This is a genomic window from Candidatus Hydrogenedentota bacterium (assembly GCA_013359265.1).
In the GTDB taxonomy this organism is placed as follows: Bacteria; Hydrogenedentota; Hydrogenedentia; order Hydrogenedentales; family SLHB01; genus JABWCD01.
Genome location: JABWCD010000027.1, coordinates 106,280 through 132,080 on the forward strand (window position 1 = coordinate 106,280; position 25,801 = coordinate 132,080).

Annotated in this window: 23 protein-coding genes; 10 read left to right on the forward strand and 13 right to left on the reverse strand. The window is 61.1% G+C overall.

Annotated features, from left to right (window positions below):
• Nucleotides 1–198: 198 nt before the first annotated feature.
• Nucleotides 199–1,254, reverse strand: a complete 1,056-nt coding sequence (locus tag HUU46_20720) for a glycosyltransferase (GenBank protein ID NUM56071.1) — start codon at nt 1,252–1,254, stop codon at nt 199–201.
• Nucleotides 1,255–1,502: 248 nt separating this feature from the next.
• On the opposite strand from HUU46_20720, the gene HUU46_20725 reads away from it, so the two are divergent.
• The 3 genes from HUU46_20725 (at nt 1,503) to HUU46_20735 (ending at nt 6,582) form a co-directional block, all read left to right on the forward strand.
• Complete coding sequence (locus HUU46_20725) at nt 1,503–3,080, forward strand: hypothetical protein (GenBank protein NUM56072.1); 1,578 nt, start codon at nt 1,503–1,505, stop codon at nt 3,078–3,080.
• A gap of 510 nt (nt 3,081–3,590) precedes the next feature.
• Nucleotides 3,591–3,812 (forward strand): hypothetical protein, encoded by a 222-nt coding sequence (locus HUU46_20730; GenBank protein NUM56073.1) that lies wholly within the window; start codon nt 3,591–3,593, stop codon nt 3,810–3,812.
• 244 nt (nt 3,813–4,056) lie between these two features.
• A complete protein-coding gene (locus tag HUU46_20735) occupies nt 4,057–6,582 on the forward strand; it encodes a helicase-associated domain-containing protein (GenBank protein ID NUM56074.1) in 2,526 nt (841 codons plus the stop codon).
• A 60-nt stretch (nt 6,583–6,642) separates the two neighbouring features.
• On the opposite strand, the gene HUU46_20740 is transcribed toward HUU46_20735, so the two are convergent.
• The 12 genes from HUU46_20740 to HUU46_20795 all read right to left on the reverse strand — a co-directional run bounded on the left by HUU46_20740 (nt 6,643) and on the right by HUU46_20795 (nt 19,926).
• Nucleotides 6,643–7,638, reverse strand: a complete 996-nt coding sequence (locus HUU46_20740; protein ID NUM56075.1) for an HD domain-containing protein — start codon at nt 7,636–7,638, stop codon at nt 6,643–6,645.
• Nucleotides 7,639–7,710: 72 nt separating this feature from the next.
• Entirely contained in the window at nt 7,711–8,802 is a 1,092-nt protein-coding gene (murG, locus tag HUU46_20745) for an undecaprenyldiphospho-muramoylpentapeptide beta-N-acetylglucosaminyltransferase (protein NUM56076.1), read from the reverse strand.
• 3 nt (nt 8,803–8,805) lie between these two features.
• Entirely contained in the window at nt 8,806–9,942 is a 1,137-nt protein-coding gene (gene ftsW, locus HUU46_20750; protein NUM56077.1) for a putative lipid II flippase FtsW, read from the reverse strand.
• Nucleotides 9,939–11,291, reverse strand: coding sequence for a UDP-N-acetylmuramoyl-L-alanine--D-glutamate ligase (gene murD / locus HUU46_20755; GenBank protein ID NUM56078.1), 1,353 nt, complete (start codon nt 11,289–11,291; stop codon nt 9,939–9,941). The genes ftsW and murD overlap by 4 nt, the downstream gene beginning before the upstream one ends.
• Before the next feature lie 3 nt (nt 11,292–11,294).
• On the reverse strand, nt 11,295–12,773 hold the full coding sequence (gene mraY, locus HUU46_20760; GenBank protein ID NUM56079.1) for a phospho-N-acetylmuramoyl-pentapeptide-transferase: 1,479 nt from the start codon (nt 12,771–12,773) through the stop codon (nt 11,295–11,297).
• 4 nt (nt 12,774–12,777) lie between these two features.
• Nucleotides 12,778–14,121, reverse strand: a complete 1,344-nt coding sequence (gene murF, locus HUU46_20765) for a UDP-N-acetylmuramoyl-tripeptide--D-alanyl-D-alanine ligase (protein ID NUM56080.1) — start codon at nt 14,119–14,121, stop codon at nt 12,778–12,780.
• A gap of 4 nt (nt 14,122–14,125) precedes the next feature.
• On the reverse strand, nt 14,126–15,589 hold the full coding sequence (locus tag HUU46_20770) for a UDP-N-acetylmuramoyl-L-alanyl-D-glutamate--2,6-diaminopimelate ligase (protein ID NUM56081.1): 1,464 nt from the start codon (nt 15,587–15,589) through the stop codon (nt 14,126–14,128).
• Nucleotides 15,586–17,784 (reverse strand): transpeptidase family protein, encoded by a 2,199-nt coding sequence (locus tag HUU46_20775; GenBank protein ID NUM56082.1) that lies wholly within the window; start codon nt 17,782–17,784, stop codon nt 15,586–15,588. Before HUU46_20775 ends, HUU46_20770 begins: the two co-directional genes overlap by 4 nt.
• Nucleotides 17,771–18,157: a hypothetical protein gene (locus HUU46_20780; protein ID NUM56083.1), complete on the reverse strand. Its 387-nt coding sequence runs from the start codon at nt 18,155–18,157 to the stop codon at nt 17,771–17,773. The genes HUU46_20775 and HUU46_20780 overlap by 14 nt, the downstream gene beginning before the upstream one ends.
• The gene (rsmH, locus tag HUU46_20785; protein ID NUM56084.1) at nt 18,154–19,086 is read right to left on the reverse strand and encodes a 16S rRNA (cytosine(1402)-N(4))-methyltransferase RsmH; all 933 of its coding nucleotides are present in this window, start codon (nt 19,084–19,086) and stop codon (nt 18,154–18,156) included. The genes HUU46_20780 and rsmH overlap by 4 nt, the downstream gene beginning before the upstream one ends.
• 3 nt (nt 19,087–19,089) lie before the next feature.
• Complete coding sequence (locus HUU46_20790) at nt 19,090–19,434, reverse strand: STAS domain-containing protein (GenBank protein NUM56085.1); 345 nt, start codon at nt 19,432–19,434, stop codon at nt 19,090–19,092.
• A gap of 15 nt (nt 19,435–19,449) precedes the next feature.
• Nucleotides 19,450–19,926 (reverse strand): hypothetical protein, encoded by a 477-nt coding sequence (locus HUU46_20795; protein ID NUM56086.1) that lies wholly within the window; start codon nt 19,924–19,926, stop codon nt 19,450–19,452.
• A gap of 329 nt (nt 19,927–20,255) precedes the next feature.
• Between HUU46_20795 and HUU46_20800 the strand changes: the two genes are divergently transcribed.
• The 7 genes from HUU46_20800 to HUU46_20830 form a co-directional block, all read left to right on the forward strand.
• On the forward strand, nt 20,256–20,993 hold the full coding sequence (locus tag HUU46_20800) for a ThuA domain-containing protein (protein ID NUM56087.1): 738 nt from the start codon (nt 20,256–20,258) through the stop codon (nt 20,991–20,993).
• Between the two features lie 194 nt (nt 20,994–21,187).
• Nucleotides 21,188–22,804, forward strand: coding sequence for an ATP-dependent Clp protease proteolytic subunit (locus HUU46_20805; protein NUM56088.1), 1,617 nt, complete (start codon nt 21,188–21,190; stop codon nt 22,802–22,804).
• A 111-nt stretch (nt 22,805–22,915) separates the two neighbouring features.
• Nucleotides 22,916–23,212, forward strand: coding sequence for a hypothetical protein (locus tag HUU46_20810; GenBank protein ID NUM56089.1), 297 nt, complete (start codon nt 22,916–22,918; stop codon nt 23,210–23,212).
• On the forward strand, nt 23,212–23,691 hold the full coding sequence (locus tag HUU46_20815; GenBank protein NUM56090.1) for a hypothetical protein: 480 nt from the start codon (nt 23,212–23,214) through the stop codon (nt 23,689–23,691). The genes HUU46_20810 and HUU46_20815 overlap by 1 nt, the downstream gene beginning before the upstream one ends.
• Before the next feature lie 8 nt (nt 23,692–23,699).
• Complete coding sequence (locus HUU46_20820) at nt 23,700–24,338, forward strand: flotillin-like FloA family protein (protein ID NUM56091.1); 639 nt, start codon at nt 23,700–23,702, stop codon at nt 24,336–24,338.
• Nucleotides 24,338–25,360: a flotillin-like protein FloA gene (gene floA / locus HUU46_20825; GenBank protein ID NUM56092.1), complete on the forward strand. Its 1,023-nt coding sequence runs from the start codon at nt 24,338–24,340 to the stop codon at nt 25,358–25,360. Before HUU46_20820 ends, floA begins: the two co-directional genes overlap by 1 nt.
• A gap of 94 nt (nt 25,361–25,454) precedes the next feature.
• Nucleotides 25,455–25,801 (forward strand): hypothetical protein (locus HUU46_20830; protein NUM56093.1); only part of this gene is annotated, 347 nt, incomplete at its 3' end.

Below are 25,801 nucleotides of genomic sequence, written 5' to 3' on the forward strand. Positions count from 1 at the left end.
CCATACTTTACTAATACTAAGAGCAATTACCCAGACACTCTATGCGTCCTATAGGTCCTATAGGTCGCATAGGTCGCATAGGTCCCATAGGTCCTATAGGTCCCATAGGTCCCATACCTCCCATTGCTCCCATAAACCCCTGCTACTTGCCATTCCCATAGCACTTTCCGGTCGTACTCCATCCAGCGTTGCTGTCGGTTACGCCCGCACCTTCTTAAACGCGCTCAACGTCGCCCACGCGCACTTTTCCCACGTATACTCCCGCGCGCGGCTACGCGCGAACGCGATCTGCCGCCCGCGCTCCGACTTCTCCTCCTGCAGTGCGCGCTTCACCGCGCCGATAAGCGACGCCACACTCTCGTGGTTGTAGAAGATTGGCAAGGTAGATGCGATCTCCGGCACGCCCCCCACGCGCGGCGCGATGATTCGCGCGCCCGCGCGCATCGCTTCAAGAATGGTGATGCACGCGCCCTCGTGCAACGACGCGCTGATAAAAGCATCGCTGTGCTGCAACAACCCCGCCCGCTGCGGCACCGGACACTGGTGCACGCGCAGCACGCGCGGGCCCCAATCCGCCGGCTCGGTGTGGTCCGGCCTTCCAATGATTACCAAATTGTGCGGCAGCTCGTCCATCAATTTCTTGAACGCGTCCAGCACAAACGCCAAATGCTCGCGGTGCCGCGTGTCATTGCACGTCACGAGATACGGCTCTTCCGCGATCGACGGGTTGCTCGCCTCAAACCCCGGGTCCGCCCCCGGCGGCGCCACCACCACCCGGTCCATCGCCACGCCCAACAGCGCCAGCAACCGCCGCCGCATGCTGTCCGACGGCACGACGATCACCTGCGCCCGCGCGCAGATTTTGCGAAACTCCTTGTTCAGCGACGCCGCGGACCAACGGCTCGCCTTTTCCGGCGACTCGATGAAGCTCAGGTCCAACACGTACGGAACCACCGGCACCGCCGTCACCTCGCTCGCCGTTTGCAGGGGCGAAAACACCAGGTCCACCTTCGCCGCTTTCGCCGCGCGGTCGAGGGACTTTTCGACGTTCACCGGCCCCTGCAAATGGTCCGGCGGCCTACCCACGAACACGCGCTCCCACCCCGAAAAAGACCCGTGGTTTTTCTCGTCCGTAAACAACACAAACTGCGAATCCGGCTGAATCTCCCGCATCCGCACCAGGATATTCCGGAGGTAAACATCCTCCTCGTCATATCCCGGCTCCAGCCCAAGAATGTTGACGCCAATTCTCATCGTTACCCAACTTCAGCCGACGCCTACGGTCCGGCCGTCGTAATCGTACTCGTGCCTGCAATCCCATGTAGAACACAAAGTCGCTACACCCGCCCAAAGAGGCGGCATTGTAGCAAACGCCCCGCGCCCAATGTCCCATCCTGTCTAAAATCCCGATTGACAACCCGCCGAATCAGGCAGAGACTAAATCACACGGCGAGTCCGGCCGCGCACCGGGGCGTGCGTCGTGTTGCCGTGGCTCCTGCTCGATGCAAGGCGAGCCCTGGGAGAACAAAGTGTGCAGCAATACTCGTCGCGAGTTTCTCGGCAATGTCGGCCGTGGAATGCTCCTGGCCGGGCTCGGCACAACGTTATCCACGGAACTCGGATTGGCAACCGCCGAAGCTGCAGACGCCCCACAGGCCCTGACGTTCGGCGAACTTGAACCGCTTGTCGCCCTGATGCAAGACACCGAACCGGTTAAGCTCACAGCGATTCTCGTCGAGAAGCTGAAGTCCGGGACAAGTCTCAAGACGATGGTCGCGGCCGGCGCGTTGGCAAACGCGCGCACCTTCGGCGGACAGGACTACGTCGGCTTCCACACCTTCATGGCGCTCGCGCCCGCATACACCATGTCTCAGCAGTTGCCACTCGAACTGCAGCCGCTGCCCGTGCTGAAAGTGTTGTATCGAAACGCGGACCGCATTCAGGAATTCGGCGGGCGCGCAAATGAAACGCTGCGTTCCATCGTCGCCGAACCGATTCCCGATGGCGCGGCGCCCGGCGAATACCTGCGCGACCTGTCGCGCACCGGCGATATCGAAAAGGCCGACCGTACCTTCGCCAGTTTGTCGAACGCCCCCGTCGGCGAAGCGTTCAACCACCTGCAGTTCGCCGTCGAAGACGAGGTCGATGTACACCGCGTCGTCCTCGCTTGGCGCGCATGGGACACGCTCGATTTGGCTGGCCAGGAATGGGCGAACTGCCTCTTGCGTCAGTCGATTCGGTACTGCGCGTCGCGCGAAAAAGACATCCTGGATCGCGGCGGCACGCGCTCATCCATCCGCACCGTGCTGCCCGCGCTGCTCGACCAATATGACCTGCTCGAAACACCCTTGGGCGATAAATCCGGCGACGACACATGGCTCAACGAATTGGCGACGACGATGTTTCGCGGCACGCGCGACGAAGCCGCCGCCGCCGTCGCCCAATCGCTGCGCGCCGGCTACTCGCCCGAGTGCATCGGCGAGGCCATGTCCCTCGCCGCGAACATGCTTGTCCTCCACGATCCCGGCCGGCCCGACAAATGGGCCAACGCCGACAAACCGGTCGGCAGTTGTCACGGCGACTCGATCGGCGTGCATGCGTCCGACGCCGCAAACGCGTGGCGCAACATCGCCCGCGTGAGCAATCCGCGAAACACTGTCGCCAGCCTCATCGTCGGCGGATACCACACCGCGGGCGCGAGCCAGTACTCGAACGCGCAACCGTATCCCCTTCCCGAACACCTCGCCGAAGTAACGACCACCGACGCCGCCGGCCTGCTGCGCGAAGCCGAAGAGGCAATCCGCGCCAAGGACCAGTTCCGCGCCGCCGCCACCATGGCGCGCTACGGCGAACTCGGCCACGACGCGAGGCCCGCGTTCGACCTCATGCTCAAGTTCGCCACCAGCGAAGACGGCGCCCTCCACGCGGAAAAGTACTACCGCACCGCCACCGCCGAGTTCGACGCCATGCGCTCGTCCGTGCGGTGGGGACAAGTCACCGCTCTCGCCCGCGTCACCGCCAGCGAGTACGGCCACCTATCCCCCGGCTACCAAGCCGCCAAGCAAGTCCTGGGCACGTAACCCTGCGACGCGGCAAGCGGAAGGTTCGGCCCTGTTCTTCCCACAGTCCGACGACGCGCCCGCCTCGAGTACGACTGACCCAAGTGGTTCGTTCCACATGATTTACTCGTTACGAAGTTTCCACTTCGTAACGCACTCTTGAAAAGCTCCGCCTTGATGCCATTGCGACTTGGCCCACCCCAGTGCAACATCCTGGACATATGAAGTGAAGGCATTGCCGCTGTCCCGTTACCGGAGCCCCGGTGCGGAACGTCGTCATTGCCTGGGGTCTACTCGTTACGAAGCTTCCACTTCGTAACGCACTCTTGAAAAGCTCCGCTTTGATGCCATTGCGACTTGGCCCACCCCAGTGCAACACGCCGGACATATAAAGTGAAGGCTTTGCCGCTGTTCCGTTACCGGAGCCCCGGTGCGGAACGTCGTCATTGCCCAGGGCCGGAAGGTTTTATTTGCCGTCCCTGTCTGGTATACTGCTTAGTCGGTTCATCTGCGAGTTAGGGCTGAAATCGAATGAAGCAGCTCAAGGTACATGACGGAGTCGCGGTCGTCGAGGTGACGGACCCCTTGTTGCTCACCGAAATGGAGAGCGACATGGCGCTGCGCCCATTTCTGGGTCAGCGCATATCGGACACCTGCATAGTGGTGCAACCTCAGGCCATTCAGGAAGTTACGCGGCGGCTGCAGTCCCTCGGGCATCTGCCAAGAGTCATTGGACCGGCCAACGGCAAGTAGTGCGCAGTTCGCGGGAGTTAGGGCGTAGTTGGATGACGAGCGGGCGGTACACACCAGGAATTGGGAACCCGGGTACGCGTACCGGAAACCGAGTTCCAGGTTCTACAGGTATGAGCAGGGCTGCAATACATCGGTTTGATTTTGACGCTGTCTCGCTATCTCGTTACTTCCCTCTTTCGCACTCTTCCAGCGTTGCTTCCTCGCTTCCTAACTTCCTAACTTCCTTACTCGCGAGGGCTTGCCCGTGACGCCAATGTTTAGCGTCAAAGAGTGCCTGCGCGGGTACAGCATCGACTCATTGGGTCAAATGTGCGACCGCTGGAACCTTGCCGTGTCCAACCCGGCGAACCGGCTGCGCGCCATCGAAAAAGTACTCACAGACCCCCTCCATATTGAAAAGGTCGCAGGGGAGCTGTCCGCGCCCGAACGGCGCGTACTCGCGCTCATCGCCGAGCGCCCGCAGGTCTCCGCCGGTGACGTGCTGGGCGTGCCCGCCTTGGCGGGAGCGGAGCCAATGGCCTCCGTATTGCAGTCGCTGGCGACATGGGGCTTCGTTCTGGCCTTGCCGCGAGAACAACACGGCGCGTTCGGCTTCTCCTATTTTGCGCGTGCGGACCAAAATACAAACGGCATTGCGTTTGCCGCGCTGGACCTCGTGCGCCGCGCACTGCCTCCCGCGCCGCCTCTTGACTTCGCGTTACCGCCGCAGGCAGATGCGCCCGAAGCGAAAACGCCGGACGCGCCGGCAAATAGACCGGCCCTCGATGCGGCGACGGACGCAATCCTCGAAGTCCTGCGAATCGTCGAAGTGTTGACCCCGCGCGTGACCGCCACGGGCGAGTTACACAAATCCGACGCTTCGCGCGCGAAAGAACTCGCAGCCGAGAGCGGCCTCTCTCCGGACGCGCTCGCGCTCGCGCTTATGATGGGACGTCAATCCGGTTGTCTCGACGCAAGAGACGGCCGGCTGGTGGTGACGCAACGGGCGGACCGGTGGTCGGAGTCGAATACCGCCGACCGGGTGCGCGATATGTTCGATGCGTACCTCTCGTCGGAAGACCTATTCGACATTCATTTGTTCTTCCCGCAGATTGAAGGCGCGCTCGATGAACACCTGCCGGCGGGGTCGCTGCGCCGCACCTACCACAAGGTGCTTGTCTCGCAGTTGCTCGCGTGCTTGCAGCCGGACGCGTGGTATACCTCCGATGCATTCGCGGACCTCGTCCGCCGCGCCGACCCAAATGTGTTGTTCAACGAAGAGCGCTGGCGCGCCATTGCCTCCCACACGCACGACCCGTCGCCCGCGTGGCGCGACCGATCATGGCAGGCGCACGACAAGCGCCTCATCGCCTGGATTATCCAGAGCGTGCTGGGCCGGCTGGGTATGGTCCAGCTCGCGAACGAGGGCCGCGTATTTCGCCTGACGCCATTGGGCCGTTTTGCGCTCGGCATCGGCGAGGCCCCCGCCGAACCCGAAACAACCGACAACGAAGCCCTCGTTGTGCAACCGGACTTCGAAGTCATTCTGTATTGCGACAAAAGCACGCCCGTCGTGCGGCGCCGGGTCGACACCTTCTGCGAACGCGTGCGCGGCGGCATTGTCAGCACGTACCGCTTGACCAAAGACAGCATCTATCGCGGCCTGAAGACCGGCGTCACGTTCGAGCAGTTCACGCAGACGCTCGAACGCCATACGCGCCGCGCGTTGCCCGCGAACGTCGTCGACCAAATCGCGACGTGGGAGCGCAAAGCGTCTTCCGTTTCGATCTTCACCGGGTGCAAACTGATCGAGTGCCTGAGGGCCGAAGACGCCGCGAAGTTGGTCGAGCAATATCCCGAAGCGCGCCGTATCGGCGAAAGATTCGTGTTAACGGTTGCCACCCCGGACGAAATCGCAGCGCGTGTCGACTATTCGACGCCCGATCAACGCTGCCTGCTTCAGGATGACGGGCTCGCGCTGCGCGCGCCGTGGGCCACAAGATCGCTGTTTGTGCGGCATCGGCTTGAAGAAATCGGCGAGGTGACGGAAACGCCCGAAGGCGATCTTGTGTTGGTGTTGAAAAAGGAATGCCTCACGAAGGACGTCGATTGGGGGCTGCATGTCGCGGCGCTCGATTCGATGGTGGTCGAGCCGCTGGCGCCCCGGTATCGTACGGCGCTGCGCACGTGGAGCGGCGACGCGAACCCGCCGAGCATTCATAACGCGACGCTCGTGCGATTTGACGACGCGGACATGTGCTCGAGCGCGATGCAGTTGCCGGACCTCGCCCAGCACGTCGAGGGCCGGCTCGGCTTGTACACCGTCGCGTTGAAGCCGGGGGCCTTGACATCATTCAAGAAGGCGTTGAAGGCGCTTGGCCTTTCGATCGATCGCAGCGAAGGCACGCTCGATGACGGCGCGCCCGAGGACTGGGCCGTGCAGTGGGTCGAGTCCCAACGCCCGCCACAGCCGACCACGGAAGACGCGGTGAAAACCGTCGCCGCGGAAAAGTTGGTCTCACCCGACGACGACATCCAACTGCCGGCCTATTCGCCTCAGATCATGCGCGAGATCATCCAGGACGCGATTCAGCGCCGGCGTACGTTGTTGCTGCGCTACAAGTCCACGTGGAGCAACAAGCCGTCGGTGCGCCGCGTGAACCCGGTGACGCTCGATACAGTCGGGCCTGTGCCGTCCTTGAGCGGCTACTGTCACCGCCTCGGCGGCGCGCGCGTGTTCAAGTTCGCGCAAATCTCCGGTATCCGAGTGCTCGAAGACGAACGGTTCTGAGTTGGAAGCGGGCGGTCTTGGTGCCGAGCGCGGATGGCACTGCCTCATCGGACCGCGGTTCTACCCCTGCGGATTGCCCATCAGCTCCACGAAAGTCTTGAAGAGATCCGTATCGAGATCCAGCGCCATTTCGTCGTTCATGAGCTTGAGCGCCCGGTAGCTTGACATAGGCTCCTTGTACGAACGCCGCGTCGTCAGCGCGTCGAATATGTCCGCAATAGTCGAGACGCGTACCAGCGGATCAATCTGCTTGGCCGTCAAGTTGTCCGGGTAGCCCCCGCCGCGCAACTTCTCGTGATGGTGCCGCGTAATCTCGAGGGCGAGATCGCTGAACATCGCGTGGTCCCTGAGGATATCGAATCCGGTCACCGGGTGTTTTTGCATCTGCTTCCACTGTTCGTCGGTCAGCTTTCCTTTGGCCCGCAGAATCTTCGGATCGATCGTGCACTTTCCGATGTCGTGAAGCAGCGTGCCTTCGCCGAATTCGAGCAAGGTCTTCTCGTCGGCGATACCGGCGCGGCTGGCAAGGCTAAAGCTGTACACGAAAACGTTTACGCTGTGCGTGTACGTGTAATAGTCGTACGAAACGAGCCCGACGAGATGCTCGAATGCCGATTTCTCGCGTTTGAGAAACGCCGCGGTCGAGGCGACGAGGTCCTTGCTGCTCTTCATCATGTCCGTCGATTCGGGATTCGCGAGGATGTTCTCGACCATCGTGTGCGCCGTCGTATAGAGCAATTGGGTGCGCTCGACGACAGGCACCGTTTCGTCCGTGAGCACCGTCTCGAGGTGTTTTTCCAGATACAGCGCGTACTCTTTGCCTTGCGACGTGGGAATGAGAATGCACTCGTGTTTGTTGTCCCCAAGCCGGTGCAATACTTCGGTCGAAATGGGCAGCGACTTGCTGCGAAACAGGACCGGGAATTCGACCCCCTTGAGCTGCACGTAGATATCGAAATCGGCGATGGTGTCGGCCACGAGCGTGGCAAGTGGAATCGGCCGGAAGAGTGACGGAAGAGATTGATCTTCGGTTGCGACGACGATGTTCGTAGCCAAACGAGACGTCCCCTGTTCTGCCACGCTCCAGGGTGATTCTACCGCAAATTGTCTCGGTACGCCACGGGTTTCTTAGTCAAATGCCAACGAAAGAATTCCCGCGGCGATAGTGTCCGCCGCTCCGGGTTTAGCCAACGTACCCGCCGCGTGCGACATGGCGTCCAATTGACCGGAACCCGTCAACAGTCCGCGGATCGCAGCCAACAACGATTCAGGCGTCAGGTCCGCGTCGTGCATGAGTACCGCAGCGCCGGCCTCGACGAACGCCCGCGCATTGTGCTCTTGATGGTTGTCGGTCGCGTGCGGGTACGGGATCAGAATGGACGGTTTGTGCATCAGCGCAAGTTCGGCCGTCGTGGACGCGCCGGACCGCGCAATGACCATATCGGCCGCAGCAAACGCCGCCGCCATGTCATCGATAAACGGAAATACCTGCACGGGGACCGGAGCGTCTTGGGCGGCTTCGCGCGCGCGGGCGGCGTCCACCGGCCCGGTCATCCACATAAGCTGGACTTCGTTCGGCGAGAACAGCGGGAGCAGTCTTGCGACCGCATCGTTAATCGAGCGCGCACCTTGACTGCCGCCGGTAACGAGAATGGACGGAAGAGCCGGGTCGATGCCGAACCGCGCGCACGCCTCGCCGCGCGCGGGTGGATTCGTGAACGCGGCCCGCACCGGATTGCCCACGACGCTCGCTCGCTCTTGCGGATAGTCGCCGACGGTTTCAGGAAAACTCAGGAAGATGCGAGCGGCGCGCTGCGCGGCGAGCCGGTTCGTTTTGCCCATCAGCCGGTTCTGTTCGTGGAGGACCGCCGGAATACCCATGCGCGGCGCGACGTACATCGCCGGAAGCGACACGTATCCGCCGACCCCGAATACGACGTCCGGCTGAAAGTTCCGCAGGTACACCCACACGCGCGCCATGGACCACAACATCTTCAATGCAACCCATCCCCGCCGGACGAACCTCGCGCGCGGCCATCCTTCAACGGGCAGCGAACGAAACGGAATGTCGAGTTTCGTACAGATGCGATGCTCGATAGCGCCCTCGCGCCCTATCCACAGCACGTTGAGGCGCGGGTCCCGGCGCAGGAGTTCTTCGTACACCGCGACCGCGGGCGACGTATGCCCGCCGGTGCCACCGCCTGTGATGACAAGCCGCATGCGTTACGCGCGGCGCGGCGTGGCCGCAATCGGCACGGGAATGTCCCGCTCGACGGCGCGCGAGCCGACGCTGAGCAGTATGCCGACGAGCACCATGTTGATGATGAGCGAACTGCCGCCGGCGCTGACGAACGGGAGACCCAATCCTTTCGTGGGGAGCAGACCCGTGGTTACGCCCATGTTCGCGGCGGCCTGGACGGTGATTAGCGTGGCGACGCCGCTGGCCAGCAGCGTTCCGAACAGATCGCGCGCGCACACCGCGATGCGCAGCGCCGTGACCAGGAACAATCCGAACAGTATGACGAGCGCAAGCGTCCCCGCAAGTCCCATCTCTTCACCCCACACGGAGAAAATGAAATCCGAATGCGCATCCGGCAGCCAATAAAGTTTCTGTTCGCCCGCGCCGAGGCCGCGGCCCCACATGCCTCCGCGAACGAAACCGGTCATCGATTCAATCAACTGGAGTGCCCCGTCCGATCGGTACTTCCATGGGTCGAGAAACGACGCAATGCGTTCCATACGTTCCGGGCTGGTCTTAATCGCGGCGACAACGCCCACGATCGCGGGCACGCCGACCAGGGCGATATGCCAGAGCTTCCCGCCCGCCATGAAGATCATGGCCATTGCAACCGTACCCATGACCACGGGCGTGCCGAGGTCTTGTTCAAGCAAGACCAGCCCCGCGAATACGCCGGTGATAATGATGGCGGGAATGAACCCGCGGAAGAAGCGGCGCACGTGATCCTGGTTTTCGGCGAGTTTCACTGCAAGCGCAATGACGAGCACGAGCTTTGCCACTTCGCTCGGCTGAAAACTGAAGCCGGCAATGTTTAGCCAGCGCCGCGCGCCGCGCACTTCGTCGCCGATGATAAGAACCAAAACGAGTGCGGCAAGTGCGGATCCGGCGAGCAGCCAGAACACGGGTCGCGCCTGCCAAATGCGGTAGTCCACCCGCGCGGCGATCAACATCAGCACAAGTCCAATGCCGGCGTAGATGGCATGGGCCTTCAAATAGTTCAACGGATCGGACAACTGTCCACCGGGTTGCGGGCGGCCAATACCGGCGCTGTACGACATGACGAGGCCGATGCAGACGAGGGCCATTGCGATGTTGAGCACAAACAGGGTTTCGCGTCTCATTGCGCTACTCCTTTTGCGTATGCGCGCACGCATTCCTTGAATATTCGTCCACGGTGTTCGAAGTTGTCGAACATATCGAAACTCGCGCACGCGGGGGAGAGGAGGACCGCTTCGCCCGGTTTGGCCGAACCGGCGGCGAGTTGCACAGCCTCGTCCATCGTTTGTGCGCGGGCGTGGGGGACGATATCGCCAAACGCCGCTTCGAGTAGCGGCGCGTCCTCGCCGATGGCGATCATTTTGGTTACATGCCGTTGCACAAGATCGCGCAACACGCGATAGTCCGATCCCTTGCCGCGCCCGCCGGCAATGAGTGTGATCGGCTTCGAGAAGCTTTCCAGGGCCACGCGTAGGCTGTCAATGTTGGTCGACTTAGAATCGTTTATGTAATCAACCCCATCAATCGACAGCACATGCTCGATTCGGTGTTCGACGCCCCGAAAGGCGCGCAATCCCGTGATCGTGTCGTCCCAATCGAAGCCGCCCGCGTACATCATCGTCAGCGCCGCGAGCACGTTTTGCATGTTGTGGCGCCCCGGCAGCAGCGTGTCGGACGCGTCCGCGACATGAAGATCGCCTAGGTAGATCGCGTCACCGCTTAACCAAAGGCCGCGGTTCACCTTTTCAAGGAGACTATAGCTCCAGACCGTCGCGTCAGGCCGGGTAGGCATCGCGCGGACATGCGTATCATCGAGATTGATCGCCGCGGTGTCGCCTTGGATTTGGTTCTCGAAAATGCGCGCTTTTGCCGCTGCGTAGCCCTCGATGGTCCCGTGCCGGGCCAGATGGTCGGGCGTTACGTTGAGGACGGTCGCGATCCACGGCCGGAAGGTGCGGATCAATTCGAGTTGGTAACTGCTGATTTCCAGCACGATGAACGGCGGAGCTGGATCGGCCATGACGGCAGTCGAGAACGGTACGTTGTTGTTGCCCGCGAGAATGACTTCGTGGCCGCACGCGGCCACGAGGCAGCGCAGCAGTTCGGTTGTCGTTGTCTTTCCGTTTGTACCGGTCACCGCGAGTGTGCGCGACCTGCAAAACGTTGACGCGTACTCCAATTCGCTTACCACATCCGCGCCCGCCTCGCGCGCGCGCCGGATCGGTTCGATCGAAGGGGAAACGCCGGGGCTCGGGACAATGAGCGTGGCCTGTCGAAATGCGGAATCGGTGTGGCCGCCGGTTTCATACGGAACGCCAAGGGTATCGAGTTCCTTTGTGTGCGCCTCAATTGCAAGGCCGGAGCTCGCGTCGGTCACAAACGGCTCGGCGCCTTCCCGTAACAACAGCTTCACGAGCGACACGGCCGTGCGGCCCATGCCAACGATTGTAACCTTCTTTCCTTTGACATCCATACGCTATCTAAACTTCAGCGTGGCCAAACTCATGAGCGCGAAAATCAGTGCGACGATCAAAAAGCGGGTAACCACTTTCGTTTCGTTCCAGCCGAGCAACTCGAAGTGGTGATGCAGCGGTGCCATGCGGAACACGCGCTTGCCGCGCGTTTTGAACGATGCAACTTGGATCATCACGCTTGACGCTTCAATTACGAATAGCCCGCCCACGATGACAAGAAGCAACTCCTGTTTGGTGAGAATCGCCATCGCGCCAAGTGCGCCGCCGAGCGCGAGCGACCCCGTGTCGCCCATGAACACTTCCGCAGGGTGGCAGTTAAACCAGAGAAATCCAAGCCCCGCGCCAAGCATCGCACCGCCGAAGACAGTGAGTTCGCTGGCTTCGGGGACGTAGATGAGCAGCAGGTATTCAGACCAGTTGGCGCGGCTGATGACATATGCGATGCCGGTGTACGTGAGCAGCGAGATGATCGAGGCGCCGATCGCGAGGCCGTCGAGACCATCGGTCAAGTTGACCGCGTTGGATGCGCCGACGATGATCGTCAATACGAACAGAACGTACAAGATGCCAAACGGAATTAACACCATCTTGAGGAACGGAACTTCAACCTTCGTGTGTATGTCTGGGACGCTGGTTTCGACGATGTCGGGAAACGCGGTCTCAATCAGCAGCCGGTTGAAACGCCGTAGCTCGCGATCGGACAGGGCAGCGACGCCGGCCGCGGCGAAGTCGAGGGCTTCGTCTGACAAATTAGCGTTACTCCAGAGGTCCGCGTCGTAAAGTCTCCGATCGTCGATGAGATCTCGAAAACCAGCGAGTACGTCACGTCGCGTGTCGCCGGACCATGGACCTCCGCGGGGGGCGGCGTCGACGATTGCCCGTTTGGATTCCGGCAGCATGGCGACGCAACGCTTCGCCGCCGTGTCGGGAGACGTCACGTTCTGTTGAAGCGCTGGGATAAATTTGTCCCAATCCACGTCGTCTAGCGCGACGTAGGTCGCACTGTAGGCAATGGGGTTATATGTGAGGTACACACCCAGGAATATGCCGACAACGATTTGGCCGAGAAACTTTGCTTTTGCGCTGAGGCCTTGGTTGTGTTTCCGGCGAAGTTTCACGAAATCGTCGAGGAACCCGACGGCGCCCAACAGAATGACCGTCGCGAGCGCCAGAAGCAGCAAACGGTTCTCGAAGCGGCCCCACAAGACAAGGGCGATGAGCGCTGCAAGCACAATTAATGCACCGCCCATTGTTGGTGTACCCGCCTTGTTCTTGTGCAGTGCGTGGAGATCGGCGACATGCTCTTTCTTGATGTACTGTCCAATCTTGAGCGAACGAAGAAGGCGAATGACGGTTGGGCCGATGATGAGGGATACGAGAAACGCGGTCACGGCGGCGCCGCCGGTACGTACGGGGTAATACGTAAGTACATTGAACGCCGAAATCTTCGGCTCGATAAACAGTCCAAGGTAATAAAGCATCGCGCTATCCCGACAGAAACTTGAGCTGCTCGATGACGCGTTCCATGCGCATGCCGCGCGATCCTTTGACGAGCAAGACATCGTCCGGCCGCGCAACATCCAATATCGCGCGGGCTACGGCGGCGTGGTCGGGTAGGACTTCGGCGTGCGGGACCCCTGCGTCTCGAGCCGCGCTGATCATAGCAGATGCGCGTTCGCCGAGGGCAAACACGTGCGCGAGACCTAGCGTTCCGGTGAGCGTGCCGATCTGGGCGTGGAGCTGATCGGACGTTGGGCCAAGTTCCAGCATGTCGCCCAGCGCGGCAATGCGCGCACCACCCCTCGGACGTTCCGCAAGGCCCCGCAATGCGGCCGCCATACTCGCCGGACTCGCGTTGTACGTATCGTCGATGACGTCCAGCGCGCCGATGCGCAACTTCTTGAAGCGCGCCGGATCGGCGCATACCGCGCGAAGCGGCCCCTCGAATTCGGTAATGCCATGTTGCAGCCCGACGGCGATCGCGAGTAAGACGTTGCTCGCGTGCTCGCGCGACGGAAGGGGGAGACGAAGCTTTCCGACCGGTTCAATATCGAGGACGGCTTCACCGTCGTCTTCCATGTGATACGACTTCAGCACCACGTCGCCGCGATGTCCGTACAGAATCTTCCTGCACGCGACACGCTCGGCCACGCGCGCACACCATTCGTTTCCGGTGTTGACATAGAAGATTCCCTCGGGCGGGAGCGCCTCTGCAATCTCGCCTTTCGTATCGGCAATGTTTTCGATGCTGCCAAACCCTTCGAGATGCGCCGGGGCGATGAGCGTGATTGCCGATTCGCCCGGCTTCGTAAACGCGCACAACTCCGCGATATTGCCGCGCTTCGCCGCACCCATTTCGATGATGGCGGCTTGCGTGTTGCCATCGATCTGCAATAGGGAGAGGGGGCAGCCAATCTCGTTGTTAAGATTGCCCTGCGTCTTGACGATACGCAACCTCGTTGCAAGCACCGCTGCGATCATGTCCTTGGACGTCGTCTTCCCGCACGAGCCCGTGATCGCAAACACAATCGGCGAGTAGCGCGCACGATGGAACCCCGCAAACGATTGCAGCGCCGCCTGCGTATCGGGAACGACGAGGCAGACACCGGCAGCGTTCGGTTGCGTGGCAACGACTGCGCACGCGCCCTTCGAGAACGCATCGCGCACAAAGGCGTTCGCATCGAACTTCTCGCCCTTTAACGCGAAGAACACGTCACCCGGTTGGATCGTGCGGGTATCCGTCGACACACGTGAAAACGGCGTCGCGTTGCCGGCCGCATGGGATCCGACAGCGTGGGCCAGTTCTTCCACAGTGTAGGTCCAGCCCATTCGCTTACCGCTCCGCCAGGATTGCGCGCGCAACTTCGCGGTCGTCGAAGTGAATACGTTTGTTACCAAGAATCTGATAGTCCTCGTGACCTTTCCCCGCGATCATGATGAGATCACCCGGCTTCGCGATTGCGGTGGCGCGGCGAATCGCTTCCGACCGATCCAGGATCATTTCGTAGTCGTCGTATTTCCGCTTGTTTGCGTGCTGCAACCCCACCTCTATATCGAGCAGGATGCGTTCGGGGTCTTCGCTGCGCGGATTGTCGGACGTAACGATTGCGAAGTCCGCCAGTTCCGCGGCTACCGCGCCCATCTTGGGGCGTTTGGTTTTGTCGCGATCGCCGCCGCATCCGAATACGACAATGACACGGCCTTCGCAAATGCCGCGCGCGGCGGTCAACACGTTTCGAAGGCCGTCGTCGGTATGCGCGTAATCTACAATGACCTGAAAGTCCTGACCGGCGTCGACGTGCTCGAACCGCCCGGGAACATTCCGCAGCGTGCCAAGCGCGTCGGCGATTGCCTGCACGGGGACGCCGAGCCCGCCGCAAATCGCGGCGGCACACAACGCGTTGGATACGTTGTGTTTTCCGAGCATGCGCATTTTCACCGGCGCGGCGCCCCACGGCGTCGCAAGTGTGAATCTTGTCTCGCGCGCGGTAACGCTGGTCTTCTCAGCGCGGCAGTCGGCTCGGTCGCCGAAGGTGTGGCATCGCACGCGAGAGGCGGCGACGAAGGCGGGCGCGCAGGGATCGTCGTTGTTCACGGCGGTGAATGCGTCGCTGCCCTCGATGCGCTCAAACAGCATCAACTTCGCACGGCGATAGCTGTCCATATCCTTGTGATAATCGAGATGGTCCTGCGTCAGATTGGTGAACGCGCCGACGCGGTACCGGATGCCGGCGATGCGTTCCTGATCCAGGGCGTGCGAGCTGACTTCCATGACAATGTGCGACTCGCCCGCGTCGTACGCTTTCGCGAACATCTCGGCAAGTTCCTCGCCAAACGGCGTCGTGTGCTTTGCTGCGTGCATTGTGCCGGCGATGTCGTAGCCGATCGTTCCGAAGAATGCGCAGCGGCTGCCGCCCGTGCGCAGGATATGCTGGACCATCCGCGCGGAAGTGGTTTTTCCGTTGGTGCCGGTGATGCCTATGACGGTCATTTGCTTGGAAGGGTTGCCGTGCAGCGTGTGCGCAAGAATCCCGAGCGCCTTGCGCGCGTTCGGCACGCTCAAATAGGGCAGCCCCGCACTCTCCGAGAAGCCTGTCCGTTCGCCGATAACGGCGACGGCTCCCGCGCCCGCCGCCCATGATATGAAGTCGTGACCGTCTACGTGCGTTCCGGCCGCCGCGACGAATACAGCGCCGGGTTCGCAGCGGCGCGAGTCCTCGGTCACGCGCGTGATTGGCAATGGATCGAGCGGCCGGGCTGCGCAGCCGATGAGCGAAGGCACCTCGTTCAGCATCATCGCGCGGCAGTTTTCGTGTCGAGCGCGGAGAGCTTTGAGGCCGGGCCCGATTTCGCCGGTTCGGCGGGCGTAGCATTGCGCGTATTCGAGAACACTAGCCGGCACAACGGGACTTCTTGTATGGCGGTACCGGCGGCGGGGTCCTGTGACACGACCCAGCCGCTGCCCTGCGCGTCCCATTCGACGCCAAGCACCGCCAACTTGTCTTTCACCTGACGTTTCGTCAATCCAATCAAGCTCGGAAGTTGTCCAGGCCCGATGGGTTGATCCGTGTTGGCGCTGGCGAGTTCCGCTCCCTCCCCGATGTCTTGCAGGGGGTTGATGTCCAGCATTCCTGGAATCGCGGGCGCGGCCTGTGCCACGAGCACGTCGGCGTCGTTTTCCTCTTTGGTTTCGGTATACGTTCCCGGCGGCATCGGGTCTTCGGGGCATTCGAGCCGAATCAGCGATTCGCGGACGACCTCCTTAAACACGGGGCCGCACACGAATCCACCGTAGTAGATATCGCTCTTCGGGTTGCACACGACGATCACGGCGACGAGGCGCGGATCGGCGACGGGTCCGAACCCCGCAAACACGGCCGTGTGCCGGTCGGGGTAATATCCGCCGCCTTCGCTCTTGGGTCGGGCCACCTGCGCCGTACCAGTCTTGCCGCCGACGCGATACTCGGGAATCGCCGCGCGTTTGCCCGTGCCGTGCTCGACGACGCCGTAGCAAAGGTCGCGCATCGTCATCGCCGTCTGCGCCGACATGATTCGATCCGGTCCGCCCGGCTCGAATTGGTACGCGATCTGGCCGTCGTGGTCAACGACGTGATCGACGAGATGCGGCTCGACGAGATAACCACCGTTTGCAATCGCCGCGAACGCGCGGGCGAGTTGTGGCATCGTCACGGCGATTTCCTGTCCCATTGGCAGCGAAATCTCGGAGTACTTCGTCCATCGGCCGTCGGGATGATAGAACCCTGCGCTCTCGTGGCGGAAGTCACGGCCGGTCTTCACGCCGAATCCGAACTTGCGAATCCACGCGTCCAGCATTTCGGCCTTATGCGCTTCCACAATCCGGTGGGCGACCTTAATCGTGCCGATGTTGCTCGATTGCGCGAACATCTCCGCCAGCGTCACCGTACCCATCTTGTGCACGTCTCGTATGCGGCGCAGGCCGAAAGCGTTCCATGCTCCGCCTTCGCAATCGATCATGTCGGCGGGAGTTACCAGCCCGTGTTCGATGGCCGCGGTCAAGGGCACAATCTTGAATGCGGACCCGGGTTCAAAGACGAACGAAATCGCCGCATTTACGCGGGACTGCGCCGGATAATCGCCCGGCGCGTTGGGGTCGAAGGCAGGACGGGTCGCCATCGCGAGGATCGCACCGGTCGTGGGGTCCATTACGATGCCCATCGCGCTGGTCGCGAGTTTGTCTTCGATGACGAAGTCGAGTTGCTGTTCGAGAATATGCTGGATTGGTTTGTCGATGGTGAGGAATATGTCCGCGCCGCCTTCGGGCGCAACGTACTCGAGCGTCAACGGCATCAACATCGACCGCTTGCCGTCGACGCGCGATGTCTGCTTGCCGGGTATCGCTTTCAGGTACGTGTCATATTTCGCTTCAATGCCTTCAAGACCGTTCTGATCGCGATCCACAAAGCCGAGCACGTGCGCCGCCAATTGGCCCTCGGGATAGTGCCGCGCCGGTTCGTACTTGATGCGAAGCCCGCCCTCGCCCCAGGCGTTCAGATTGCCGATGGATTCGAGTTCGCCCGGCGTCAACGAACGTTTGATGGCGACTTCCTGCATCATCTTGCCGCCGCTGGCGCGCCGCGTGATGCGGTCGATCAGGTCGTTCTCGTCAAGACCCAACCGCACAGCGAGGCTTTGCGCGGCTTCGTGCGGCCGTTCGAGAAATGGCGGATACGCGAACAGCGATGGCGCCTGGCGCTCGCGCGCGAAAATGCGGCCCTCGCGATCGTAGATGCGGCCGCGTTGCAGGGGAATTGGCGCTTCACCGACGTGAAACCCTTCGGCATCTAGGAAGCGATGATCGGGAAAAAGCTGAAGCCGAACCAGATGGAGCGCAACGATCAGCAGTCCCGCGAGCATACCCCATAAAACAAGGCGAATCCGCCAACGCTGAGATTGCGTGAGCGGCAGTTCGGCGTGTCGCGGCCCGTCGCCGTTTCGGTCACGGTGAGCCATGGGCGGATTCCGCGTTGGCTATCGTTATGGGTTCAATGGACAGAAAAGGGGAAGGCGCGCGCTCCGTAGTCGAGGGCGCGTACAACACTTCAACCTGTCCCGGCTCGATGGGTACCAGGCCCAAATCCGGGGCGCGTTCGCTCACGCGCTTCAAGGCAGTGAGTTCGTCCACACGCTCCTGCAATCGGTCGATGTGGGCATTGACGTCCTTAATCTCGCGCCGCAACTGCGACGCGTCGTATCCGCGTTCGTAGATGCGCACCTGCAGCCACGTCTCGAATAGAAAGACCCCAAACGGCAGCGCGACGACGGGCAGCCATTTTACCAGGCCCCAGAACACGGCCACGCGTCGTCCGGCGAAGCGGCGCGTCATGCTGCGGCATCCTCGCGGATGCGTTCGGCCGCGCGCAGCTTCGCACTGTGCGCGCGCGGATTCGCGATCAACTCTTCGTCGTCCGCGGTAATGGGCTTCGGCGTGAGTACGCGCAAGCGCGGGGGGGTCACCGTGTCCGTGCGTCCGTCCGCGCGAAACGTGCGCGACGCGTGCGACGCGTCACGGAAAACGCTTTTTACGATTCGGTCTTCTCCGGAATGGAACGAGATTACGACGATTCGTCCTTCCGGTGCGAGCGCGTCGACGCCCGCGCGGATTCCGGCTTCGAGGTGCGCGTATTCGTCGTTTACGGCAATGCGTATGGCCTGAAACACGGTGCGGACCTCGTCGGGCGTGCCGTGAACAAACGGCAGCGCCTCGCACACGGCATCGCGCAAATCGAACGTTGTATTCATCGTATGGTTCCCGCGCCGGTGAACGATCGATTTCGCGATGCGCTGCGCGGGCCTCACGTCGCCGTAGTCGCGCAAGACGCGGACAAGCGCCCGCTCGGGGCACGTGGCGAGAAACTCGCGCGCGGTTGTCGTCTGCGTCGTGTCCTGGCGCATATCGAGTGGACCTTCGTACTGAAACGAGAACCCGCGTCGGGGATCGTCCAACTGCATACTCGACACCCCTGCGTCGATGAGGACGCCGTCAACGGGACCCACCTTCAACTCCGACAACACCCGACTAAGGTCGCCGTAGTTACTTTGCACTACCTCGGCGCACCCGAACGATTTCAGCCGCTCGCGCGCGCGCTCCACGGCGAGCGGATCGCGATCGAGCGCGATTAACCTTCCATTCGTCAGGCGCCGGCAAATGAGTTCGGCGTGTCCACCGAAACCCACCGTACAGTCCACGTAAGTCCCGCCGGGCCGTATGCGCAAGTACTCGAGCGCCGGGCCGGGGAGAACGGGGACGTGCACCCCTTAGGCCGCTTCCTGGAATTGGCCGATCGCCTGCGTCTCGCTCTCGAACGAATCGAACAACGAACTCACGCCGACCATGCGGAACAACCGCTGTGCGTAAAGGTTCATGCCCACGAGCTTCAGGTCGCCGCTTAAGGCGCGCAGTTTGCGCAATCGCTCGACAAGGACGCCAACGCCCATGTAGCTGATGAAGCGCACGCCGCTCAGGTTCATGATGAGCTGGTGCCGGCCTTCCGCAAGGCATTCGTACATGGATGTGCGCAGCGCGTCCACGCCGCCTTCGTCAATGTCTCCCGCCAACCGCAGCACCGTGACCGTCCCAATGTCCTTCCGCTCGATTTTCATGCCTTTACCCACCTGTTAGGTTGCGGCGCCCACTGTGCCGCGGCTCGCGAACAGTGGAGGCGCCAGTTCTTCGTACAATGACGTGTTCCGCCTCTTGAACTCGGCCCACGCCGCCTTGTCCCACACCTCGAGGTGATCGTCTACGCCGATCACCACCGCATCCTTTTGAATGCCCGCATGCTCCCGCAAGTGTTGCGGCAACGGCATACGACCCTGTGGGTCTGGACGGGCATCTTCTGCTAGACTGAAGAACATGCGGCGGAAGGCCAACGCCTGTGCGTGGTCGTCGCCCGTCCGCCCGGCGTTTTGCCGGAGGGCGACCCATCCGTCTCGGTCAAATAGGAGAATAGAATGGTTGTCACCGGGGGCCATGTACCACGTGTCGTGACCCATGGCGCGGGCGGTCTCGCGGATACGGCTGGGCATGACGATTCGGCATTTTTCGTCGAGCTTTACGTCCCAGAGGCCGTAGTATCCGGTCAGGCCAGCCATATACCCTCTTGGCACCCCAATGTGCCCTAGTGACGCCAAATCGTACCCTATCGTTCCCCAATCTGTCAACAGAAAAATCAGGGGCTGTGGTGTTCCTACCCTTTGATACTCAATGGTTTACGACACCAGAAGCCCCATATACCACAACATATTGTGGCCGATATCCGCGACTCAAAAATTGTGCTACTAAATATGGGCGCTCTGTGCCTGACTAAACTGCGAAATTCAGACAAAACATGAACTTTGGCAGCCTCGAAGTGTAAGGCTATGGGGCTGACGACCTTAAGTAAGCGCCATCGGACGGCGCGGGATGGGAGGAACCAATGGGAATGATAGGATTAGCTCTCTTGGTGATGGCATTCGCCGACGCCGAATCAGAAGCGGAAGTTGCAGTTCCGCCGGTACGCGCGCTCATCGTTACCGGCGGCCACGATTTCGAGCGGCCGCAGTTCTTCGCCATGTTCGACAGCATGTCCGGCATTACGTGGAAAGAGGTTGTCCACCCCGAGGCGAACAAGCAATTCACCCCGGAAGCCGCGCGGGAGTACGACGTCATCGTGTTGTACGACATGTGGCAGGACATAACGGACGAACAAAAGCAGCAGTTCGTACAGCGCGTGAAAGACGACGGAAAAGGGCTCGTCGCATTGCACCACTGTCTGGTCAGTTACCAGAAATGGCCGGAGTTCCGCGTGATGATTGGGGGACAGTTCACCTTCGATGTCGTCGAAATCGACGGCAAGAAATATGGGCCAAACACCTTTGATCATGACCAGAGTTTTCGCGTGCAGATTGTGGACCCGGCCGATCCGGTCACGAAGGGAATGACGGATTTCGATCTTGTAGACGAAACGTACGGTGGGTACTACGTCGCGAACGACGTGAAGCCGTTGCTGAAAGTCGATCACCCCAAGAGTGCCCCGATCATCGGCTGGTCGAAAACTTATGGGAAGGGGCGGGTCGTCTACCTCCAGTCCGGGCACGACCACACGTCGTTTGACCACAAAGACTTTCGGGCGCTGGTGCGAAATGCGCTTCTGTGGACCGCGGCTAAATCGGAAAAGTAATTTGGCCAGGACGTATCGGCGCAGCCGCCGTCGCTTTCTTCTGCAACTGCATATTTTCCAATCATTTCCGCCCGAAGTACGCATGAGTGTGAGATACTATGGAGTGGTGTGCGATTGATCGTGTTTTGGCACGCGCCTACAATGGACGTCGGTAGGCAATGTAAACGGTGCGAACCGTGGTGAGGCAACGGGCCATGCATACGGTACGACGTGGACTCTACGCATTGTTGTTGGGCGCCGCCCTGGCTCTTGCCGGCGACGAGGCGGCCGGACCGACCCCCTACATCACTGCCGTGCGCCTCGAAGGCATGGTCGACGACGGAATGACCGTCCTTGTGACGCGCGCGTTGCGCGAGGTCGCAGACTCGAAGGCGATTGTGTTTATCGTGGACACTCCGGGCGGGCGAGTCGATTCCGCGATTCAAATTGTCGACGCAATTGTCGACGCACCATGCAAGACCATTGCGTTCGTCGATGGGATGGGTGCGATTTCCGCGGGCGCGCTGATTAGCTATGCGTGCGACGAGATCGTCATGTCGCCGTCCACCAACATGGGCGCGGCGCAACCGGTGACGATCGGCAGCGACGGCATGGAGCCTCTTGGAGAAAAAGAAACGTCGTTTGTGCGGGCGAAGTTCGCCGCGCTTGCCGAGATGAAGGGGCGCAATCCCGATATCGCAATGGCGATGGTAGACAAAGACATCGAGTTGCGCGCGTATCAGAACCCCGACGGCACGCTCGATATACGCGCCGTCAATCGTCCCGCGGAACTCACCGGCGAAGAGGCCGTGAAAGAGCTCATTGACGATCCGGGCAAGGTCGTTAAGCAGGTAATCGAAACGATCATCGGCGAAGAATTGCCGATTCCCGAACCGAAGGAGAGTCAGAATTCCGAAGCTGCGCCGGTCGAGCAGACCGCGCCCGACACGCAACCCACGCAGCCGGACGACGGCATTGTGATCGAGCCGGCGGGCAAGCTGCTGACGCTTACCCCGCAGGAGGCCAAAAAATATGGCGTCATCAAGTACATCGCGAAGGACATGGATGACTTGATGTGGCAACTCGGCTACACGAACACGGCAGTCGTCAACGTCACGCCAACGTGGAGCGAAGATTTATACAAGTGGCTGATCAGCCCGGAAATAACCCTCGTTTTACTTGTGCTCGGCATCGGCGGGTTGTACCTCGAATTCAAGACGCCCGGCTTCGGAATGCCGGGAATCGTCGGCATCTGCGCGCTCGCGATCTATTTCGGATCGCGCTCGGTGGTCGGGCTTGCAGACTGGCTCGACATCGCGCTCGTGATTACGGGCGTCATCCTGTTGCTTGTCGAGATATTTCTAATTCCCGGATTCGGCATCGTGGGCGCGCTGGGGATCGTGTTCGTGTTGGCGGGCATCGTATTCTCGTTTACGTTCACCGATTTCTCGCTGCCGCAATACAGTTGGGAATGGGACCGGCTCGAGGACGCGGGGTTTGCGTTGACGATGACCATGATCTGTATGGTTGTACTCGTCGTGGCGACGTGGAAGCTGTTGCCGCGTTCTCCGCTGTACCGGCGTCTCGTGCTTGCGGACCAACAACTCCCCACGGACGGTTATTCGGTGCAAACGCCGGACGAGGCCGAATCGACAATTGGACAAGTGGGCGTCGCATCGAGCATGTTGCGGCCGGCAGGCCGCGGACGGTTCGGAGACAAGACTTTCCAGGTCGTGAGCCTCAACGAGTTTATCGAGGAGGGAACTCCTATCGTCATCGTGCAGGCCGAAGGTAATCGCTACGTAGTCGATCGGTTAAAGAAACCGGCGTGATGCCCGCGCGCGGGGGGGATGCGGCAATTTCGAGAGCCGCGATGTCTATCGTGTCCATGAAGTCCACTTCATTTGCATAGACCGAACGGTACCGGGAGAACCGAACCAGTTATGGATACTCGCTTGTCACTGATCACGATGTTGAAGCAATTGCGCGACGACATGCTGGTCATTCAGCAGCAGGGCGCCGGGTATTACAGTTGCACGCCGTTCGCGCGGCGGTATAACAAGTTGCTGGCCCAGGGAAGGGCGCTATTCACCGCGGGGGACGGGCTGATCGGCACGTTCGAAAACGTTGATGAAGCGGACCCGAAGGACCCCGCCGACAAGATGAAGGTTGTCCAGGGTATCCGCGTCGAAATCAGCCAACTGCTCGCGCTGCTCGAATCGACTGGAGCGCGCGCATAATGGTGTGGTGGATCATCCTCTTCTTCGTGTCGGGTATCGCGTTGATACTCGTCGAGTTCATACTGCCGGGGCTGGTATGCGGCATCCTCGGCGGAATACTCGTATTCGTGAGTTGCGTCATCGCGCTCTACTGGCATCCGGAGCATGCGGTCGGAATAATTCTTGGCGAGATCATCGCCGTAATTGCGTCCATCATTGTGGGGTTCTATTTGATCGCGCGATCGCCGCTCGGCAAGGCGATGGTGCTGTCCGATGCGCAAGACCCGTCCAAGGGCTGGGTGTCCGACGAATCGAACGAATCAATGGTGGGCAAGCTCGGCCAGGTGTTCACGGCGCTGCGCCCCGCCGGGTCCATCATGCTTGACGGCAAAAAAGTCAACGCTGTGTCGTCCGGCGATTTCATCGAGGACGGCGCAACGGTCAAGGTCATCGAAGTGCGCGGGAACCGCGTCGTTGTCGAACCGGCGGCGAAGCGGTAACGCGCGCGATGGGCGACACGCTGTCCGCGTTGTTGATGCCGGTCGCCGCCATCGTCGCGTTGGGAATTGTGTTCCTGATCGTGCGCCTGCTGGGACTTTGGTTCCGCGCGCGGATGTCCGGCGCCCCGGTGTCGTTGGCGTGCATTGTAGGAATGGCGTTGAAGCGTGTGAACCCGCGAGCGGTCGTGGACGCCTACGCGATCGCCAAGACCGCCGGTGTGGATGCGCCTCTTGAGGACATCGAGAGCCACGCGATGATGGGCGGCCGCCTGCACCGAACGGTGGTTGCGTGCGCGGCGGCGAAGAAGGCCGATGTGGAGTTCCCGTTCGCGATGGCGCGCGCGATGGACTTGACGGGACGCGATGCAATGGAGACGGTGCAGGACCTGATTCGCGCAAAACGCGAAGGCGATCGCGACGCGGCGAATTCGGTTGATGCAGACGCCGCGCGCGGCATGATTGGCAAACGCGGCGAAGTGACCGTCGCCGTCGCGCCGCCGGGCATCGTGATGGTAGACGGCGTGCGCGTGAATGCGATGTGCGCAACCGGATACATCAAGAAAAGTGCAAAGGTGCGGATCGTGTCCGCGAAGGATAATATGGTGATTGTGGATCCCGTCGTGGAAACCTGCGAAAGGACAGACTGATGTTTGAAGCCCTTCCCTACATTGGCGGCGCAATCGCTCTGCTTGTGGCGATCGTCATCGTCATCATCTTCATCAACTTTATCAACCTCTGGATTCAGGCGTGGGCCTCGGGCGCGCCGGTGTCGTGGATAGCGCTCATTGTGATGCGCCTGCGAAAGGTCAACCCGAACGTCATCGTGCAGAACCGCATCAATGCGGTGAAGGCAGGCCTAAACGTATCGGTGGACGAATTGCAGACTCACTATCTAGCCGGCGGAAACGTCGTGCGCGTCGTGCAGGCGTTGATTGCCGCGAGCAAGGCAAACATCGAACTGAGCTTCCAGCGGGCGTGCGCCATCGATCTCGCGGGCCGCGACATCCTCGATGCAGTGCAGACGTCCGTTAACCCCAAAGTGATCGACTGCCCGGACACGCGCCAAGGCCAAACGACCATCGCAGCCGTCGCAATGGACGGTATTCAGCTCAAAGCGAAGGCGCGTGTCACCGTGCGCACGAACATTAATTCGCTGGTCGGCGGCGCGACGGAAGAAACGATCATCGCGCGCGTCGGCGAAGGCATCGTCACGACCATCGGTTCCGCAGCGACGCACAAGCAGGTGCTCGAGAACCCGGACCGCATATCAAAAACCGTGCTGCAACGCGGCCTCGATGCGGGCACTGCGTTCGAGATTCTTTCGATCGACATCGCGGACGTGGACGTTGGCGAAAACATCGGCGCACAATTGCAGACGCGCCAGGCCGAGGCCGACAAACAGATTGCGCAGGCACGCGCCGAAGAGCGCCGCGCCATGGCCATGGCGCGCGAACAGGAAATGCGCGCACAAGTGGTCGAAATGCGCGCTCGCGTTGTCGAGGCCGAGGCCGAAGTGCCGAAGGCCATGGCCGAAGCGTTCCGCAAAGGCAACCTCGGCATTATGGATTACTACAAAATGAAAAACGTCATGGCCGATACCGCCATGCGCGAATCGATCTCGAAAACCGAAGGCGGATCCGCCGAAGACGAAAAGCATCCGCGCGGGTAATCATGCGAAGCAGTGCGCCAGGCAAACCTTGTCTTATTGGCCCGTTGGGTCCTTGGTGTCCCTTTAACCGATGTAGCAAAGCGATCGCGTAACCATGGAACATCTCAGCGAAATCATATTTGCGGTCGTCTTCCTGCTCTTCTCCGTGTTCGCGTTTGTCCGGCGGACGGTCGAAGGCCGCGACGTCGAGAAACGCAATCAGGAGTCCGAATGGACCGCCGACGATCTCCCGGAGGAAACGCGCCGCATGTTGTTCGGCGACAAAGCGCCGCCTGCGGCTAAACCGGCGCGGCCCGCGCAACAGAGGCGATCGCTGGACCCGTTTGACGAAGTGCGAGACGTGTTCAACGAAATGCGCCGCCAGATTGAAGTGCAGACGGCGAAGCCGCGCCAGGGCGCGCCGCGTCCCCAGCCGCCGCCCACGTTGCCGCCGCAGGCGCC

Excerpts from the sequence above, each read along its gene's own strand:
- HUU46_20720 (NUM56071.1), bottom strand. The coding sequence starts at position 1,254 with ATGAGAATTGGCGTCAACATTCTTGGGCTGGAGCCGGGATATGACGAG.
- HUU46_20725 (NUM56072.1), top strand. The coding sequence starts at position 1,503 with ATGCAAGGCGAGCCCTGGGAGAACAAAGTGTGCAGCAATACTCGTCGC.
- HUU46_20730 (NUM56073.1), top strand. The coding sequence starts at position 3,591 with ATGAAGCAGCTCAAGGTACATGACGGAGTCGCGGTCGTCGAGGTGACG.
- murG (NUM56076.1), bottom strand. The coding sequence starts at position 8,802 with ATGCGGCTTGTCATCACAGGCGGTGGCACCGGCGGGCATACGTCGCCC.
- ftsW (NUM56077.1), bottom strand. The coding sequence starts at position 9,942 with ATGAGACGCGAAACCCTGTTTGTGCTCAACATCGCAATGGCCCTCGTC.
- murD (NUM56078.1), bottom strand. The coding sequence starts at position 11,291 with ATGGATGTCAAAGGAAAGAAGGTTACAATCGTTGGCATGGGCCGCACG.
- mraY (NUM56079.1), bottom strand. The coding sequence starts at position 12,773 with ATGCTTTATTACCTTGGACTGTTTATCGAGCCGAAGATTTCGGCGTTC.
- murF (NUM56080.1), bottom strand. The coding sequence starts at position 14,121 with ATGGGCTGGACCTACACTGTGGAAGAACTGGCCCACGCTGTCGGATCC.
- HUU46_20770 (NUM56081.1), bottom strand. The coding sequence starts at position 15,589 with ATGATGCTGAACGAGGTGCCTTCGCTCATCGGCTGCGCAGCCCGGCCG.
- HUU46_20775 (NUM56082.1), bottom strand. The coding sequence starts at position 17,784 with ATGGCTCACCGTGACCGAAACGGCGACGGGCCGCGACACGCCGAACTG.
- HUU46_20780 (NUM56083.1), bottom strand. The coding sequence starts at position 18,157 with ATGACGCGCCGCTTCGCCGGACGACGCGTGGCCGTGTTCTGGGGCCTG.
- HUU46_20790 (NUM56085.1), bottom strand. The coding sequence starts at position 19,434 with ATGAAAATCGAGCGGAAGGACATTGGGACGGTCACGGTGCTGCGGTTG.
- HUU46_20795 (NUM56086.1), bottom strand. The coding sequence starts at position 19,926 with ATGGCTGGCCTGACCGGATACTACGGCCTCTGGGACGTAAAGCTCGAC.
- HUU46_20800 (NUM56087.1), top strand. The coding sequence starts at position 20,256 with ATGATAGGATTAGCTCTCTTGGTGATGGCATTCGCCGACGCCGAATCA.
- HUU46_20805 (NUM56088.1), top strand. The coding sequence starts at position 21,188 with ATGCATACGGTACGACGTGGACTCTACGCATTGTTGTTGGGCGCCGCC.
- HUU46_20810 (NUM56089.1), top strand. The coding sequence starts at position 22,916 with ATGGATACTCGCTTGTCACTGATCACGATGTTGAAGCAATTGCGCGAC.
- HUU46_20815 (NUM56090.1), top strand. The coding sequence starts at position 23,212 with ATGGTGTGGTGGATCATCCTCTTCTTCGTGTCGGGTATCGCGTTGATA.
- HUU46_20820 (NUM56091.1), top strand. The coding sequence starts at position 23,700 with ATGGGCGACACGCTGTCCGCGTTGTTGATGCCGGTCGCCGCCATCGTC.
- floA (NUM56092.1), top strand. The coding sequence starts at position 24,338 with ATGTTTGAAGCCCTTCCCTACATTGGCGGCGCAATCGCTCTGCTTGTG.